Source organism: Pseudomonas sp. NFIX10, from assembly GCF_900111955.1.
GTDB classification, from domain to species: Bacteria; Pseudomonadota; Gammaproteobacteria; order Pseudomonadales; family Pseudomonadaceae; genus Aquipseudomonas; species Aquipseudomonas fluorescens_AA.
Window position 1 is genome coordinate 53251 of record NZ_FOKH01000032.1, and the last position, 14826, is coordinate 68076.

General features: G+C 60.4%; 15 protein-coding genes. 6 read left to right on the forward strand and 9 right to left on the reverse strand.

Annotation, left to right across the window (positions count from 1 at the left end; genetic code table 11):
• The first annotated feature begins 51 nt into the window (after window positions 1-51).
• Window positions 52-537 (forward strand): GNAT family N-acetyltransferase, encoded by a 486-nt coding sequence (locus BM321_RS23940; protein ID WP_092445175.1) that lies wholly within the window; start codon window positions 52-54, stop codon window positions 535-537.
• A 136-nt stretch (window positions 538-673) separates the two neighbouring features.
• Here the strand turns inward: BM321_RS23940 and BM321_RS23945 are convergent, their stop codons facing one another.
• Both BM321_RS23945 and BM321_RS23950 read right to left on the reverse strand, forming a co-directional pair.
• Window positions 674-1162 carry a GyrI-like domain-containing protein gene (locus BM321_RS23945; RefSeq protein ID WP_092329061.1) on the reverse strand — a complete coding sequence of 163 codons (489 nt, stop codon included), beginning with the start codon at window positions 1160-1162 and terminating at the stop codon, window positions 674-676.
• An 80-nt stretch (window positions 1163-1242) separates the two neighbouring features.
• Window positions 1243-1905 (reverse strand): LysE family translocator, encoded by a 663-nt coding sequence (locus tag BM321_RS23950; RefSeq protein ID WP_092445177.1) that lies wholly within the window; start codon window positions 1903-1905, stop codon window positions 1243-1245.
• A 208-nt stretch (window positions 1906-2113) separates the two neighbouring features.
• On the opposite strand from BM321_RS23950, the gene alaC reads away from it, so the two are divergent.
• Entirely contained in the window at window positions 2114-3331 is a 1218-nt protein-coding gene (gene alaC, locus BM321_RS23955; RefSeq protein WP_060738844.1) for an alanine transaminase, read from the forward strand.
• 161 nt (window positions 3332-3492) lie between these two features.
• On the opposite strand, the gene BM321_RS23960 is transcribed toward alaC, so the two are convergent.
• Entirely contained in the window at window positions 3493-4845 is a 1353-nt protein-coding gene (locus BM321_RS23960; RefSeq protein WP_092203876.1) for a GntP family permease, read from the reverse strand.
• A gap of 91 nt (window positions 4846-4936) precedes the next feature.
• On the reverse strand, window positions 4937-5470 hold the full coding sequence (locus BM321_RS23965; protein ID WP_092203878.1) for a gluconokinase: 534 nt from the start codon (window positions 5468-5470) through the stop codon (window positions 4937-4939).
• 216 nt (window positions 5471-5686) lie between these two features.
• On the opposite strand from BM321_RS23965, the gene BM321_RS23970 reads away from it, so the two are divergent.
• The 3 genes from BM321_RS23970 (at window position 5687) to BM321_RS23980 (ending at window position 8140) form a co-directional block, all read left to right on the forward strand.
• Window positions 5687-6718: an HTH-type transcriptional regulator GntR gene (locus BM321_RS23970; RefSeq protein WP_092445180.1), complete on the forward strand. Its 1032-nt coding sequence runs from the start codon at window positions 5687-5689 to the stop codon at window positions 6716-6718.
• A 158-nt stretch (window positions 6719-6876) separates the two neighbouring features.
• Window positions 6877-7431: a hypothetical protein gene (locus BM321_RS23975; protein WP_092445182.1), complete on the forward strand. Its 555-nt coding sequence runs from the start codon at window positions 6877-6879 to the stop codon at window positions 7429-7431.
• A 289-nt stretch (window positions 7432-7720) separates the two neighbouring features.
• Window positions 7721-8140: a GNAT family N-acetyltransferase gene (locus BM321_RS23980; protein ID WP_092445184.1), complete on the forward strand. Its 420-nt coding sequence runs from the start codon at window positions 7721-7723 to the stop codon at window positions 8138-8140.
• A gap of 122 nt (window positions 8141-8262) precedes the next feature.
• Here BM321_RS23980 and def read toward each other — a convergent pair whose 3' ends face one another.
• The 3 genes from def to BM321_RS23995 all read right to left on the reverse strand — a co-directional run bounded on the left by def (window position 8263) and on the right by BM321_RS23995 (window position 10113).
• The gene (gene def, locus BM321_RS23985; RefSeq protein ID WP_092445186.1) at window positions 8263-8802 is read right to left on the reverse strand and encodes a peptide deformylase; all 540 of its coding nucleotides are present in this window, start codon (window positions 8800-8802) and stop codon (window positions 8263-8265) included.
• The gene (locus BM321_RS23990; protein ID WP_060738851.1) at window positions 8799-9749 is read right to left on the reverse strand and encodes a YihY/virulence factor BrkB family protein; all 951 of its coding nucleotides are present in this window, start codon (window positions 9747-9749) and stop codon (window positions 8799-8801) included. Before BM321_RS23990 ends, def begins: the two co-directional genes overlap by 4 nt.
• A gap of 172 nt (window positions 9750-9921) precedes the next feature.
• Window positions 9922-10113, reverse strand: coding sequence for a CsbD family protein (locus tag BM321_RS23995; RefSeq protein WP_060738852.1), 192 nt, complete (start codon window positions 10111-10113; stop codon window positions 9922-9924).
• Window positions 10114-10309: 196 nt separating this feature from the next.
• Between BM321_RS23995 and BM321_RS24000 the strand changes: the two genes are divergently transcribed.
• Window positions 10310-10687 (forward strand): hypothetical protein, encoded by a 378-nt coding sequence (locus BM321_RS24000; protein WP_060738853.1) that lies wholly within the window; start codon window positions 10310-10312, stop codon window positions 10685-10687.
• Between the two features lie 189 nt (window positions 10688-10876).
• Here the strand turns inward: BM321_RS24000 and fadD1 are convergent, their stop codons facing one another.
• Both fadD1 and fadD2 read right to left on the reverse strand, forming a co-directional pair.
• On the reverse strand, window positions 10877-12568 hold the full coding sequence (gene fadD1, locus BM321_RS24005; RefSeq protein WP_092329079.1) for a long-chain-fatty-acid--CoA ligase FadD1: 1692 nt from the start codon (window positions 12566-12568) through the stop codon (window positions 10877-10879).
• 363 nt (window positions 12569-12931) lie between these two features.
• Entirely contained in the window at window positions 12932-14620 is a 1689-nt protein-coding gene (gene fadD2 / locus BM321_RS24010; protein ID WP_092445188.1) for a long-chain-fatty-acid--CoA ligase FadD2, read from the reverse strand.
• Window positions 14621-14826 lie beyond the last annotated feature (206 nt).

Genomic DNA, 14826 nt, shown 5'->3' on the forward strand with positions numbered 1-14826 from the left:
AAAATTGGCTAGAATCCCAGTCCTATTCTGCCGGCAACATTGGACGTTTCTGTGACCGCTCAACTCATCCCCTACGAAGACCTGACCGCGCTGCAACGCGAACAGGTCAGCGCTATCGAACTCCACCCCGAACAGATCAAGTTCTCCGGCGATATCCATGGCGCCCTGCACATGCTGCTGTCCCGGCCCGGCCCGGGGGTCAAAGGCTTTGCGCTATTGGCTGGGGAGGTGCCAGTGGCCTTTCTGCTGCTCAAGCGCCCGCCGGCACTGCCCGCCTGGGCCAACGAACACAGTGCCACCTTGCATGCCCTGCAAGTCGACCACCGAGCCCAGGGCCAAGGTTATGGCAAGGCGTGCCTGGAGGCGCTGCCCGCCGTGGCGCGGGCCGCCTGGCCGGAGATCCGCGGGTTGGAGCTCTCGGTCGACGCGGCGAATGACTCGGCCATCGGCTTGTACACCCGAATGGGTTGGGTCGACAGTGGCGAGGCCTACAAGGGCCGCATCGGTTATGAGCGGCGGATGGGGTTGCTGTTCTGACAAATGGAATCAACGATCTATAAGCGCTGAATGTGGGAGCGAACTTGCTCGCGATAGCGGTGTTTCAGTCAACATCAAAGTGGCTGACCTGACGCTATCGCGAGCAGGCTCGCTCCCACAGGGGGACCTGCGACGATCAGCTTGGCTTGAGCGGAATCCAGATCTCCAGGGTGCCTTGGCCGGTCCTGGGGTTGAAGTCTTCGCTGTAGCGCTCGAATTCAGGCTCATCCGCCGCTTCGTAACCGGAATGGGGCAGCCATTCTTTCCAGATGTACTGGAACGTATCCGGCAGCTTTTTCAAGGGCCCGGTGTGTTCGAAGACCGCGTAATGGCCTGGCTGGATTTCGATCCAGCGGTATTGCTCCGGCAAATCATCGAGCCGGCTGATTTCCACGCCGGCGATGTATTCGAACCCACCCTTCCCGTCCGGGTTGCAACACACACCGTAGGTCACTTCATCTTTCTGCCCTGGCACCTTGCCGAGCCAGGGCAGGAACTTTTCCCAGAGCAAAGGGATGTCTTGGGCGGTGTCCTGGGTAAACCGAGCACCAAAGCCGGCGATGAGCTGAAAACGTCCCTGTTCAAAGCGTGGTACGGCTGTGCAATCGCGTTTGGGCTTTTCCATGCGGCAACACTCCAGCAAAACGTGAAGTCGGGCTTGGCAGTATAGAAGCCAAACCGTGATTGCCAGGGCCGTTTCGCTTGTCAAATGCCAGGCAGGGGTCCGGCGGCGACGCTTCCTACAAACTCGTTGTAACCAGAAACAATCACGTACACCGCGAAATAACAGAAGATCGCGGCGGATGCCCAATAGGAATAACGCAACAATTTATCCCCCAACAGTTTGCCGCCCTGGGTCGCCGCCAGGCACAAGGCCGCGCACCACAGCAGCCCGGCGCCGAGAAAACCACTGAGAAACAGCGCCGAGCTGAGCAAGGTTCCGCCGCCCGAACGGGCGATCAGCGTACCGCCCACCGCCGCGAACCAGAGGATAGCACTGGGCGATGACATGGCCAGGAAAATCCCGCGCAAGAACTCCTGGCGCGAAGAGTTGCCCTGCACTTCACCGGCCTCGGCCAGTACCGCGTTGTGATAGATCGCCGAGTGGATCATCTTGGCCGCGAAGTACAGCAACAGCACCGAGCCGCCGACCCACAGCACCCAGCGCACCGCTTCGTATTGCAGCAGCACGGTCATGCCGGCCATGGCCAGGACGGCATAGATCAGATCGCCCACGCAGGTGCCCAGGCCCAGGGCGAACCCCTGGAAATAGCCGCGCTGCATCGCCAGGGTGATCATCGCGATATTGGCCACGCCAATGTCCAGGCACAGCGAAAGGCTCAGCAGGAAACCGCTGGAAAATTCCATCATTCATTCCATCAGGATTGGGTGAGGCAGGTTCAACAAGCCGCTGCGACCATCGATGGCGCCGCGGCCAGGGCGACAGTGTCGTCGAAAATAGTTCGCCGCGGCTACTGGACAATCCGACATCCGCCCGATTATCTTGCGCCGCAGGCCACCGCAGTGGCCAACGTCGCTCGGACGGTTCCGGGCGCTCACGTATCTCGAGGCAACAATGGCCGAACAAGGTTCGCCGCGCCGCTTTGCGCGCATCGATCGACTCCCCCCGTATGTATTCAATATCACTGCCGAGCTGAAGATGGCTGCGCGTCGGCGCGGCGAAGACATCATCGACTTGAGCATGGGTAATCCCGACGGCGCCACGCCTCCACACATCGTGGAAAAACTGGTCACCGTCGCCCAGCGCGAAGACACCCACGGTTATTCCACCTCCAAAGGCATCCCGCGCCTGCGCCGCGCCATTTCGCGCTGGTACAAGGATCGCTATGAGGTGGACATCGACCCGGAAACCGAAGCCATCGTCACCATCGGTTCCAAGGAAGGCCTGGCCCACCTGATGCTGGCCACCCTGGACCAGGGCGACACGGTGCTGGTGCCCAACCCCAGCTATCCGATCCACATCTACGGCGCGGTGATCGCTGGCGCCCAGGTGCGCTCGGTGCCGTTGGTGCCAGGGGTGGACTTCTTCGACGAACTGGAGCGGGCCATTCGCGGCTCGATCCCCAAGCCGAAGATGATGATCCTCGGCTTCCCATCCAACCCCACCGCCCAGTGCGTGGAGCTGGACTTCTTCGAGCGGGTCATCGCCCTGGCCAAGCAGTACGACGTGCTGGTGATCCACGACCTGGCCTACGCCGACATCGTGTATGACGGCTGGAAAGCCCCGTCGATCATGCAAGTGCCAGGCGCGAAAGACATCGCGGTGGAGTTCTTCACCCTGTCCAAGAGCTACAACATGGCCGGCTGGCGCATCGGCTTCATGGTGGGCAACCCGGAACTGGTCAACGCCCTGGCGCGGATCAAGAGCTACCACGACTACGGCACCTTCACTCCGCTGCAAGTGGCCGCCATCGCCGCCCTCGAAGGCGACCAACAATGCGTGCGCGACATCGCCGAGCAGTACCGCCAGCGCCGCAATGTGCTGGTCAAGGGGCTGCATGAACTGGGCTGGATGGTGGAAAACCCCAAGGCGTCGATGTACGTCTGGGCCAAGATCCCCGAAGCCTATGCGCACCTGGGCTCGCTGGAGTTCGCCAAGAAGCTGCTGGCCGAGGCCAAGGTCTGTGTCTCGCCGGGGGTGGGGTTCGGGGAGTATGGGGATGATCACGTGCGCTTTGCGCTGATCGAGAACCAGGACCGGATTCGCCAGGCCGTGCGTGGGATCCGTGGGATGTTCAGGGCGGATGGGTTGGTAAGCAAACCTAACGCCTGACCTAAAACCCAATGTGGGTATTTCCCTGGATTTGTTGATCACCAGAAATCGGTGTGGGAGCGGGCTTGCTCGCGAAGGCGATATAACATTCAACCTATTTGTTGACTGTCAGTCCGCCTTCGCGAGCAAGCCCGCTCCCACATTGACTACAGTGTTGCCGGTTAGACCACCAGCGACAGCAGCAGGATAAAGATCAACCCCACCACCGACAGGATGGTTTCCATCGCGGTCCAGGTCTTGAACGTCTCGGCCACGGTCATGTTGAAGTACTGCTTGACCAGCCAGAAACCCGCATCGTTGACGTGGGACAGGATCAACGAACCGGCACCGGTCGCCAGCACCAGCAGCTCACGGTTCACACCCGGCATCATCCCCACCACCGGCACCACGATACCGGCACCGGTAATGGTCGCCACCGTCGCCGAACCTGTGGCGATACGGATCACCGCGGCCACCAGCCACGCCAGCAGGATTGGCGAGATCTGCGCACTCACCGCCATGTGACCGATCACGTCGCCCACGCCGCTGGTGACCAGCATCTGCTTGAAGCCACCACCAGCACCGATGATCAGGATGATCGCGGCGGTCGGCGCAAGGCTGGCGTCCAGCCATTTGAGCATCTGGCTGGAACCGATGCCCTGCTTGTAGCCGAAGGTGTACAGCGACAGCAACAACGCCAGCAGCAAAGCCGAGATCGGGTGACCGATCATGTCCATCCAGGCGCGGAAGAGGTTGCCGTCCGGCAGCGCCACGTCAGCGAAGGTCTTGAGCAGCATCAGGAACACCGGCGACAGCACGGTGATCAGGGTGATGCTGAAACTTGGCAGCTCGGCGGCGCTCGTCTCGCGGGCCAGTTGGTCCACCAGTTCCTGGTTCGGATGGCCGGGGATGTGCTTGGCAATGAACGTACCGAAGATCGGGCCGGCAATGATTGCAGTCGGCAGCGCGACGATCAGGCCATAGAGAATGGTCTTGCCGATGTCGGCGCCAAACACGCCAATCGCCAGCAACGGCCCCGGGTGCGGCGGCACCAGGCCGTGGACCGCGGAAAGACCGGCCAGCAGCGGGATACCGATCTTGATGATCGACACGCCGGTGCGGCGCGCAACGATGAACACCAGCGGGATCAACAGCACGAAGCCGATTTCGAAGAACAGCGGGATGCCCACCAGGAACGCGGCGAACATCATCGCCCACTGCACCTTGTCCTTGCCGAAGGCGCGGATCAGGGTCTGGGCGATCTGATCGGCCCCGCCCGACTCGGCCATCATTTTGCCGAGCATCGTGCCCAGCGCCAGGATGATGCCGACAAAGCCCAGCACGCCACCGAAGCCGTCCTGGAACGCCTTGATGATGGTGCCGGTCGGCATGCCCGACGTCAGGCCGAGGAACGCGGCGGCGATGGTCAGCGCAATGAACGGGTGGAATTTGAACTTGGTGATGAGGACGATGAGTCCGATCACCGTGACCACTGCATCAAGCAGTAGAAACGTCTCGTGGGACATGCCGAACATGGGAGGTGTCTCCTGATTTGTTGTTGTTATTGAAGCAGTTATTTATGAGTCGTCGGGACAGCGCTATCTTTCTGACGCAAATTTTTGAAACTCAGCTGGCCAGCTTCAAACCGTGGGCCAACCACCAGACGTAAGCCTGCTGTGCCAGTTCATCAACGCTGTGGCTGGACGCGTCCAGAGCCAGGGTCAGGGGCTCGCCGACAGGGGATTCAAGGGTGGCGAACTGGCTGTCGATCAGGGTCGACGGCATGAAATGGCCGGGACGATGGGAAACGCGGTCGGCGGCCACTTCGGGGGTCAATTCAAGGAATACGAAGCCCAGGCCGGGCAAGGCGCTGCGCAGACGCTCGCGATAACTGTGCTTGAGGGCCGAGCAGGTCAGCACCGGGCGCTCGCCCGTGGCGTCGACACGGCGCAACTCGTCGCACAGGCTGTCGAGCCAGCCGGCACGGTCGTCGTCGTTCAAGGGGATACCGGCGCTCATCTTCTGGATGTTGGCCGCGGGGTGGAACGTGTCGCCTTCGATGGCGGTGGCGCCGCTCAGTTGGCACAGGGCCTGGCTGACGCACGTTTTGCCGCAACCGGCAACGCCCATGATGACCAGGGCGGAGATGGGATTGTTCATGTAACACCTCAGCGCGCAGACAGCGCTACCTTTGCCAGTTATGACACCGTAGCAAAAGCAGAAGTTGCCGACGCCTTCTTGTCATTTTTGTGGTTGCAGCATGTTCGTTCACGACACCCACGGACGGGGGATCAGGCAACCCCCGCTCACGCATTTGCAGCGGCGTCGAGACAGCGCTACCTTAGTGCCTTGATTTTTGTTTGGCAAGCCGCCCTGATGACCGCCCCTAAAAACGATAAGAATCCTCGCACCACCGGTCGCCCCACGCTCAACGAAGTCGCACGCTTGGCCGGTGTCAGCCCTATCACCGCCTCCCGTGCCCTGCGTGGCGTCAGCACCGTCGCCTCGGAACTGGTGGAAAAAGTCCGCCAGGCCGCCGTGGAACTCAATTACGTCGTCAATCCCGCCGCCCGCGCCCTGGCTTCGGCCCAGAGCCATTCGGTGGTGGTGCTGGTGCCGTCGTTGTCCAACCTGTTGTTCATCGACACCCTGGAAGCCATCCATCGGGTGCTACGGCCCAAGGGGTTCGAAGTGGTGATCGGCAACTACCACTACTCCCCGGACGAGGAAGAAGACCTGTTGCGCAACTATATGGCCTATCAGCCACGGGGTCTGCTGCTGACCGGTTTCGACCGCACCGAAAGCGCCCGGCGCATGATCGAGGCCAGCAACATACCGTGCGTGTACATGATGGAACTGGACCCCGGTGCCGGGCTCAATTGCGTCGGTTTTTCCCAGCTCAAGGCTGGCGAAACGGCGGCCGAGCACTTGATTTCCAAGGGCCGCAAGCGCCTGGCCTACATCGGCGCGCAGCTGGACCAGCGCACCCTGCTGCGCGGCGAGGGTTTCCGGCGTGCCTTGCAGAACGTCGGGTTGTACGACCCGGACTTGGAAGTACTGACGCCGCGTCCATCATCGGTGGGCCTGGGCGGCGAGCTGTTCCTGCAATTGCTGGCCAGTCACCCGGACGTCGATGCGATCTTCTTCGGCAACGACGACCTGGCCCATGGCGCCCTGCTCGAAGCATTGCGCTGCGGCATCAAGATCCCCGAGCGGGTGTCGATCCTCGGTTTCAACGACCTGCCCGCCTCGGCCCACATGGTGCCGCGCCTGAGCAGCATCAGCACCCCACGGGAAGCCATCGGTCGCCGCGCCGCCGAACAGATGCTGACGTTGATGGCCGGCAACCGCATCGCGCAGCCGGTGGTGGACATGGGTTTCGAGCTCAAGGTTCGCGAAAGCACCTGAAGCACCATGCTCAAGCGGTCGATCCATGCCGTCGAACGGCAAGGGTTGGCCGCCCCCTCGCCGCGCACTTGTCCACACCCCTCGGAATACGGCCATCGCGCAGGCGGCATGGGAATTGCTCCTGCCCATCGCTCAGCCATTACCTACAGGTGTTCATCATGTTGGTCAGTGCCAAACAGCAAGCGATGGTCTTGCCACTCAAACGCCCGGGCGAGGATCCCACCGCCGAAGCCGCCAGCGGCCTGCAAAGCGCCGCGTTGCAGGCGTTGCGCGATAACGTCCAGGCCCAGGCCAGCCAGGGCAGTGCCCAGGTCCAGGACTCCTTCACCCAACGAGCCACGCAACAGGTCAATGCCGCCACCGCCATCAGCGACAAGGTGGATGAAGCGTTCGCCAAGACGCGCGTGCAACTGCAGACCGTGGCTTCATCAATGCCTGAAGAAACCACGGCACTGGGTGGCTCCGCCACGGCGCAGTTCAAGGACTACATGAGCAAGACGCCCGAAGAGCGCCTGCGCGACAGCATTCTCGAAGAGATGGGCATTACCGAGGAAGAGTTCGAGGCGATGCCGCCCGAGAAGCAGATGGCGGTCAGCCAGGAGATTGCCCAGCGCATGCAGGACAAGTCGGCGATGGCCCAAGTGGAAAAGGCCCAGGAGAGCCGCACGGGCGACAAAGCCTCGGCCACGGACATGTTTCTCGCCTCGCTTTGAGCCTCGGCACATCACGAAGCGTTTGAGCTGGGCGACCGCCCAGCTCAAACCTCAGGCCCGCCGAAGCGGTACCGGCTCAATGACCGAACAGGTTCACCTTCTTGGTTTTTTTGTCGGCGCGCTTCTCATCGGCAGTCTTCGCCGGTTTTTTCTTTGCCGCTTTTTTTGAATCCATGCCTTTGGCCATGATACGTACTCCAGTCATACGGGATGTGAAGTCAGGTATACACCTATCGCCGCACTCGCGTTCTTTTATAATTGCCTCCCCCTTCTGCGCCACGACCCAACCATGTCCGAAATCCATTACGCAGCGCTCGAAGCATCGCTTTGGCCGCTGATGAACAAGTTCTATCGCGCTCACCAATCCTCGATGAAAGCGGTGCGTGACGCGCAGCTGTGGGTGGCACGGCGCGATGAGATCGTCGCCGCCCTGTGCTTGCGGCCAGTGTCGGGTGGGCATTGGTTGACGGGGTTGTTCGTCGACCCGGCATACCGCGTCCAAGGCATAGCCGCGCAATTGATCGCCGAAGCGGTGAACGGTGTGGACAAGCCGGTGTGGCTGTTCTGTCACCCGGACTTGCGCGGCTTTTATGAGCGGCGTGGTTTCAGCTTCGACCCTGAACTGCCCTATGCGATGGCCGAACGCCTGAGCCGGTATGCCCGCAGCAAGCCGATGATTGCGATGGGGTGTGAGCCTGCAAAACCTTGAGATCAACGCAGTCCATTGTGGGAGCGAGCTTGCTCGCGATGGCGTCAGGTCAGCTGCATCAATGGCGGCTGACACACCGCCATCGCGAGCAAGCTCGCTCCCACCGGGTTCAGGGGTGGGTATCAGTCGTCAGTGGTGGGGTCCAGATCGGGAAACATCACTTCGGTAAAGCCGAACTTGCTGAAATCAGTGATGCGCGACGGGTACAAGCGCCCGATCAGGTGATCGCATTCATGTTGCACCACTCGCGCATGAAAGCCCGACGCGTAACGCACGATCGGCTCGCCCTTGGGATCGAAGCCTTCATAGCGGATGTGTTGGTAGCGCTCCACCGCACCGCGCAGGCCCGGCACCGACAGGCAACCTTCGAAGCCCTCTTCCATCTGCGGGCCCAGGGGGGTGATCAGCGGGTTGATCAGGATGGTCTGGGGCACCGCCTCGGCGTCGGGGTAACGCTCGCTGTGCTCGAAGCCGAAGATCACCAGTTGCAGGTCGATGCCGATCTGCGGCGCCGCCAGGCCGACGCCGCCGACGCTTTCCATGGTCTGGAACATGTCGTCGATCAATTGCCACAATTCCGGGCTGTCGAACATTTCGGCGGGCACCGGCGGGGCGATGCGCAGCAGGCGTTCGTCGCCCATTTTCAGGATTTCACGGATCATGGTCGGGCTTCGTCAGGATGGGTTTGAGGGATGGAATGGTCGCGCCCCAGGCCCGACACATGCTGTTTTTCGTGCTCGCCCGCGCTCTTTTCACCCGGGTTCTTGCCCTCGGTGGACATGTGCTCGATCACCGCATTCATTTCCGCGCCGAGCAACAGCACCGCCGAGGAAATATAGAAATACAGCAACAACACGATGATCGCGCCGATGCTGCCATACATGGCGTTGTAGTTGGCAAAGGTCTTGACGTAAAAAGCAAACCCCAGGGATGCGATGATCCACACCACCACCGCCAGCACCGACCCCGGCGTGATGAAGCGAAACTCCTGCTTGACGTCGGGCATCACGTAATAGATCAGCGCCACGGCCACCATCAGCAAGAACACGATCACCGGCCAGCGCACGATCGTCCAGAGCGTGACGATGAACTCCTCCAGGCCGACTTGGGCCGCGATCCAACCCATCACCTGCGGCCCGAGCACCATCAACGCCGCTGCGGCCAACAGCATGCCGGCGATGCCGACCGTGTAGAAAATCGACAGCGGGAAGCGCTTCCAGGCCGGACGGCCTTCCACCACATCGTAGGCGGCGTTCATCGCGCTCATCATCAGCCGCACGCCCGCCGAAGCGGTCCACAAGGCGATGACGATACCCACGGACAGCAACCCACCCTTGGACTGCTGGAGCTGGTCGATCACCGGGTTGACCTGCTCCAGGGCCTGGGGCGGCAGCACCAGCTCCGATTGCAGGCGCAGCCAGGAGAAGAAGTCCGGCAGGTGCAGGAACCCGATCAAGGCAATCAGGAAGAGAATGAACGGAAACAGCGAAAACAGCATCTGGTAGGCCAGTGCCGAGGCGTAGGTCGACATCTCGTCATCGACGAACTCGGTCACGGTACGCATCATCACACGATGCAAAGGTAAGCCTTTCAAGGCCGGAAACATCATGTGCGTCTCCTTTCGCCGCAAAAAAGGAAGGTCGCCTGGCGACTCATGGGGTTGTTATACAAGACAAGTAACCTGTTTGGCGACTTTGGAACAGTTTCCCCGGTGCAAGTTCGAACCGACATGAAAACGGCCATCCGCGGATGACCGTTCCATTGGCTTTGCTACAGGCGGGTTAGGCCTTGTCGACGCCTTTCTTGACCGCATCCTTGGCCTTGCCCACGGCTTGTTGGGCCTCGCCTTTTTTCTCCTGGACCACGCCCTCGGCGCGCATGCGGTCATTGTCGGTGGCCTTGCCGACGCCTTGCTTGATATTGCCAACGGCTTCGTTGGCAACGCCCTTCACTTTATCGCTCGTGCTACCCATGATGTCTCTCCTGTGAACAACGGTACGAAAAGTCCTTACTAAGGGTTGACCGAGGCCGTTTGCGGGGAGTTTCATTTTTTTTCAGCGACACATTTCAGCGTCGAATGCAGGTTGCACTTTATGTTTGTCGATCAACCCCCGAGAATGCCCCACGTATTCAGGCTGCGGCTTGAAGCTCCAACCCCGTAGGAACGTTATGAAACTCGATAAAAAACAGGCCATCGCCCGCAGGAACCAGGAACTGGGCGGCGCCGTCCTGGGCGTCAACAATTGCCATTTCAGCGAATTGAACCGCAACCGCAACATCTTCTGGTTCGATATCCCGGTGGCGCGCCTGGCCATCGGTCAGTACGAATGGATCCACCTGCTGCTGCACACCCCGGCCACCGATGAGCTGCTGCACTTGAAGGTGCCGACCGTGTTCCTGCGGGAAAAAATGGAAGGCCTGGAAGTGCGCAACCAGGGCAAACGCAAGGCAGCCCTGAGCCTGGAACTGAGCGCCGACAAGGACGCCTACCTGCAGGACATGCGGCCGGGTGGCACCAACCTGGATTTTGCGCAATTCCGGTTGTAACCGGACCCGACAAGCACTGGTTCCCTGTGGCGAGGGGATTTATCCCCGCTGGGGTGCGAAGCGGCCCTCACTTTTTGGGTCTGCTGCGCAGCCCAGCGGGGATAAATCCCCTCGCCACAAAGGCGCTCTCGCTTCAGGTCATCGCCCAACAAAAAGCCCCGCATCAGCGGGGCTTTCGTCTACAAGCTTTTACTTTTTCAGACCCAACTTCCTGAGTTCTTCATCCCGCAACTCGCGGCGCAGGATCTTGCCCACGTTGGTGGTCGGCAAGGCATCGCGGAACTCCACGGCCTTGGGCACCTTGTAGCCGGTGACGTTGGCACGCATGTGTTCCATCACCTGTTCCTTGGTCAACGTGACACCCGGCCGTGCGACGATGAAAATCTTGATCGCCTCGCCAGACTTCTCGTCCGGTACGCCGATGGCCGCGCACTGCAGCACGCCCGGCAGGGTTGCCAGCACGTCTTCCAGTTCGTTGGGGTACACGTTGAAACCGGAGATCAGGATCATGTCCTTCTTGCGATCGACGATGCGCATGTAGCCGTCCGGCTGGATCAGCGCGATATCACCGGTCTTGAGCCAACCTTCGCTGTCGAGGATCTCGTCGGTGGCTTCCTGACGCTGCCAGTAGCCCTTCATCACCTGCGGACCTTTCACGCACAACTCGCCGATTTCGCCCAATGGCAGCTCGACGCCCGCGTCATTGATCACCTTGCACAGCGTCGACGGCACGGGAATGCCGATGGTACCGACCTGGATGTGCTGGATCGGGTTGACGGTGGCCACCGGGCTGGTTTCGGTCATGCCATAACCTTCGCAGATCGGGCAACCGGTCACCGCTTTCCAGCGCTCGGCCGCGGCCAGTTGCAAGGCCATGCCTCCGGACAGGGTGACTTTCAGTGCCGAGAAGTCCAGCTTGCGGAAGGCTTCGTTGTTGCACAGGGCCACGAACAGCGTATTGAGGCCGACGAAACCGCTGAACTTCCACTTCGACAGTTCCTTGACCATCGCCGAGAGATCGCGCGGGTTGCTGATCAGGATGTTGTGGTTGCCGATCAGCATCATCGCCATGCAATGAAAGGTGAAGGCATAGATGTGGTACAGCGGCAGTGGCGTGATCAGCACCTCGCAACCTTCATTGAGGTTGGAGCCCATCAGCGCCTTGCACTGCAGCATGTTGGCCACCAGGTTGCGGTGGCTGAGCATCGCGCCCTTGGCCACGCCGGTGGTGCCGCCGGTGTATTGCAGCACGGCCACATCGTCGCTGGTGGGGTTGGCTTCGTTCACTGGCTGGCCGTGGCCTTTGCTCAGCACGTCGTTGAACTTGACGGCCTTGGGCAAGTGATAAGCCGGGACCATCTTCTTGACGTACTTGATCACGCTGTTGATCAACAGGCGCTTGAGCGGCGGCAGCAGGTCGGCGACTTCGGTGACGATGACGTGCTTGACGCCCGTCTTCGGTACCACGGTTTCGGCCAGGTGCGCCATGTTCGCCAGGCACACCAAGGCCTTGGCACCGGAGTCGTTGAACTGGTGCTCCATTTCCCGCGCGGTGTACAACGGGTTGGTGTTGACCACGATCAGCCCGGCACGGATCGCACCGAACACAGCCACCGGGTACTGGAGAACGTTGGGCAACTGCACGGCGATTCGATCGCCCGGCTGTAAATCGGTATGCTGTTGCAGGTACGCGGCAAACGCCCCGGACAACTCGTAGAGCTCACCGTAGGTGATCGTCTTGCCGAGGTTGCTGAATGCCGGCTTGTTGGCAAAGCGTTGGCAGGACTGCTTCAACACCGCCTGAATATTCGGATACTCGTCTGGATTGATGTCGGCAGCAATCCCAGCTGGGTACTTATCCTTCCAAAAGTCTTCGATCATGGAAGCCCACTCCTCAGCAACGCGAATTCTCACCGCATTTGATGCGATTATTATTGGTGTGTGTTTATTGGTGAATCTGGCTTGAATCAAGGCCGAGAAGTCACAAAAGCGCGCCGAGAGTAGCAGCTTTGCCAAGGGTCGCCTAGAGCCAAAAACAACCCCCACAGTCATAAACATGACTCATGAATATTTCATGGTCATTTTTAGAGTAAAAATTCTAAGCTTTGGATAATGACCCCGAATATATAAAAACGGTGGGAGCGAGCTTGCTCGCGATGGCGGTGTATCAGCCAACATCTCTGTCACTGACCTACCGCTATCGCGAGCAAGCTCGCTCCCACAGTGCTTCATGAGGCAGGCGCCTCAGGCGATATCCCGCAACTCCCGCCGCAGGATCTTGCCCACCGGTGTCATCGGCAATGAGTCCCGCAACACGATGTGCTTGGGAATCTTGTAGCCGGTGAAGTTTTCCTTGCAATAGGCCTTGAGTTCTTCAAGGCTGACCCCGGTATCCCGCGCCACCACGAACAACTTCACCGCCTCCCCCGAACGCTCGTCCGGCACGCCGATCACCGCGCAGTTGGCCACTTTGGGATGGGCCATCACCACGTCTTCGATCTCGTTGGGGTACACATTGAAACCCGAGACGATGATCATGTCCTTCTTGCGGTCGACGATGCGCACGAATCCATCAGGGTCGATCACCGCGATATCGCCAGACTTGAACCAGCCCTCGCTGTCCAGCACTTCGGCCGTGGCCTCGGGCTTGTTCCAATAGCCTTTCATGATCTGCGGCCCCTTGATGCACAGCTCGCCGCGCTCGCCCAGGGGCTGCTCGACGCCGTCGTCGTTGATCACTTTCATCAGCGTACCCGGCACCGGCATCCCCACCGTGCCCAGCCGAGACTTGCCGCCATACGGATTGGCACTCGCCACCGGTGAGGTTTCGGTCAGGCCATAGCCCTCGGTAATTCCGCAACCGGTGATCTGCTGCCAGCGCTCGGCGGTGGCCTTGATCAACGCGGTGCCGCCGGAGTTGGTGACCTTGAGGTGGGAAAAATCCAGGGTCTTGAAATCCGGATGGTCCATCAACGCCACGAACAGCGTGTTGAGCCCCAGCAGCAACGAGAAACGCCAGTTCTTCAGTTCCTTGATGAAGCCGCCGATGTCCCGTGGATTGGTGATCAGCACGTTGTGGTTGCCGGTCACCATCATGCACATGCAGTTCGCCGTGAACGCATAGATATGGTAAAGCGGCAGTGGCGCGATCATGACCTCCTGGCCTTCGCGCAGCAGCGGCTGGCCGTCATCGCCCAGCTGTCCCAGACAGGCCCGGGCCTGTTGCATGTTGGCCACCAGGTTGCCGTGGGTCAGCATCGCGCCCTTCGCCAACCCGGTGGTGCCACCGGTGTATTGCAAGACCGCAATATCGTCGAGGCTGACGTTCAGCGGCTTGATGCCCTGGCCGCGTCCCAGGCGCAAGGCGCTCTTGAAGGAAATGGCCTGGGGCAGCGAATAGGCCGGGACCATTTTCTTGACCTTGCTCACCATCGTGTTGACCAGCCAGCCCTTGGCGGTGGGCATCAGGTCGCCCATCTTCGCTTCGATCAGGTACTGCAGGTCCGTATCGGGCAACACCTCCTGGACTTTCTGCCCGAACATGTTCAGGTACACCAGCGCCCGGGCACCGGAGTCCTTGAACTGATGACGCATTTCCCGCGCGGTATACAGCGGGTTGGTGTTGACCACGATCAGCCCGGCGCGCAAGGCACCGAACACGGCGATCGGGTACTGCAGGATGTTGGGCATCTGCACCGCGATACGATCGCCAGGCGCCAGGTCGGTATGGGTTTGCAGGTAACCGGCGAAAGCCGCGCTGTAGCGCTCGAGCTCGGCATAGGTGAGGGTCACCCCCATGTTGCTGAACGCCGGACGGTCGGCAAATTTCTTGCAGGAACGCTCGAACACCTCGATCACCGACTTGTAGGTCCCCAGGTCGACGTCCAAGGGCACGCCGGCCGGGCGTTTGTCATTCCAGAAATCAGGCTGCATTGTTTTTGTCCTCTTTACCTGAGCATGTCCGGGCCACCTCTGTATCGCGTGCAGAGGCGGAGCTCTTGGGACACTAGCAGCTATGGCCAATCAGGCAAATATGGCAACCTGCGTCATAGATTGTGTGAATCTTCTTGCCATGGCGTGGCCTGATCAGGCGAGACGCAACGGATGCGCTATACAATGCAGCGACGCTGCGTCTGACT

Excerpts from the sequence above, each read along its gene's own strand:
- BM321_RS24000 (WP_060738853.1), top strand. The coding sequence starts at position 10,310 with ATGAAACTCGATAAAAAACAGGCCATCGCCCGCAGGAACCAGGAACTG.
- BM321_RS23960 (WP_092203876.1), bottom strand. The coding sequence starts at position 4,845 with ATGTTCGGCATGTCCCACGAGACGTTTCTACTGCTTGATGCAGTGGTC.
- fadD1 (WP_092329079.1), bottom strand. The coding sequence starts at position 12,568 with ATGATCGAAGACTTTTGGAAGGATAAGTACCCAGCTGGGATTGCTGCC.
- BM321_RS23965 (WP_092203878.1), bottom strand. The coding sequence starts at position 5,470 with ATGAACAATCCCATCTCCGCCCTGGTCATCATGGGCGTTGCCGGTTGC.
- BM321_RS23950 (WP_092445177.1), bottom strand. The coding sequence starts at position 1,905 with ATGGAATTTTCCAGCGGTTTCCTGCTGAGCCTTTCGCTGTGCCTGGAC.
- alaC (WP_060738844.1), top strand. The coding sequence starts at position 2,114 with ATGGCCGAACAAGGTTCGCCGCGCCGCTTTGCGCGCATCGATCGACTC.
- BM321_RS23945 (WP_092329061.1), bottom strand. The coding sequence starts at position 1,162 with ATGGAAAAGCCCAAACGCGATTGCACAGCCGTACCACGCTTTGAACAG.
- fadD2 (WP_092445188.1), bottom strand. The coding sequence starts at position 14,620 with ATGCAGCCTGATTTCTGGAATGACAAACGCCCGGCCGGCGTGCCCTTG.
- BM321_RS23975 (WP_092445182.1), top strand. The coding sequence starts at position 6,877 with ATGTTGGTCAGTGCCAAACAGCAAGCGATGGTCTTGCCACTCAAACGC.
- BM321_RS23970 (WP_092445180.1), top strand. The coding sequence starts at position 5,687 with ATGACCGCCCCTAAAAACGATAAGAATCCTCGCACCACCGGTCGCCCC.
- def (WP_092445186.1), bottom strand. The coding sequence starts at position 8,802 with ATGATCCGTGAAATCCTGAAAATGGGCGACGAACGCCTGCTGCGCATC.
- BM321_RS23990 (WP_060738851.1), bottom strand. The coding sequence starts at position 9,749 with ATGATGTTTCCGGCCTTGAAAGGCTTACCTTTGCATCGTGTGATGATG.
- BM321_RS23980 (WP_092445184.1), top strand. The coding sequence starts at position 7,721 with ATGTCCGAAATCCATTACGCAGCGCTCGAAGCATCGCTTTGGCCGCTG.
- BM321_RS23995 (WP_060738852.1), bottom strand. The coding sequence starts at position 10,113 with ATGGGTAGCACGAGCGATAAAGTGAAGGGCGTTGCCAACGAAGCCGTT.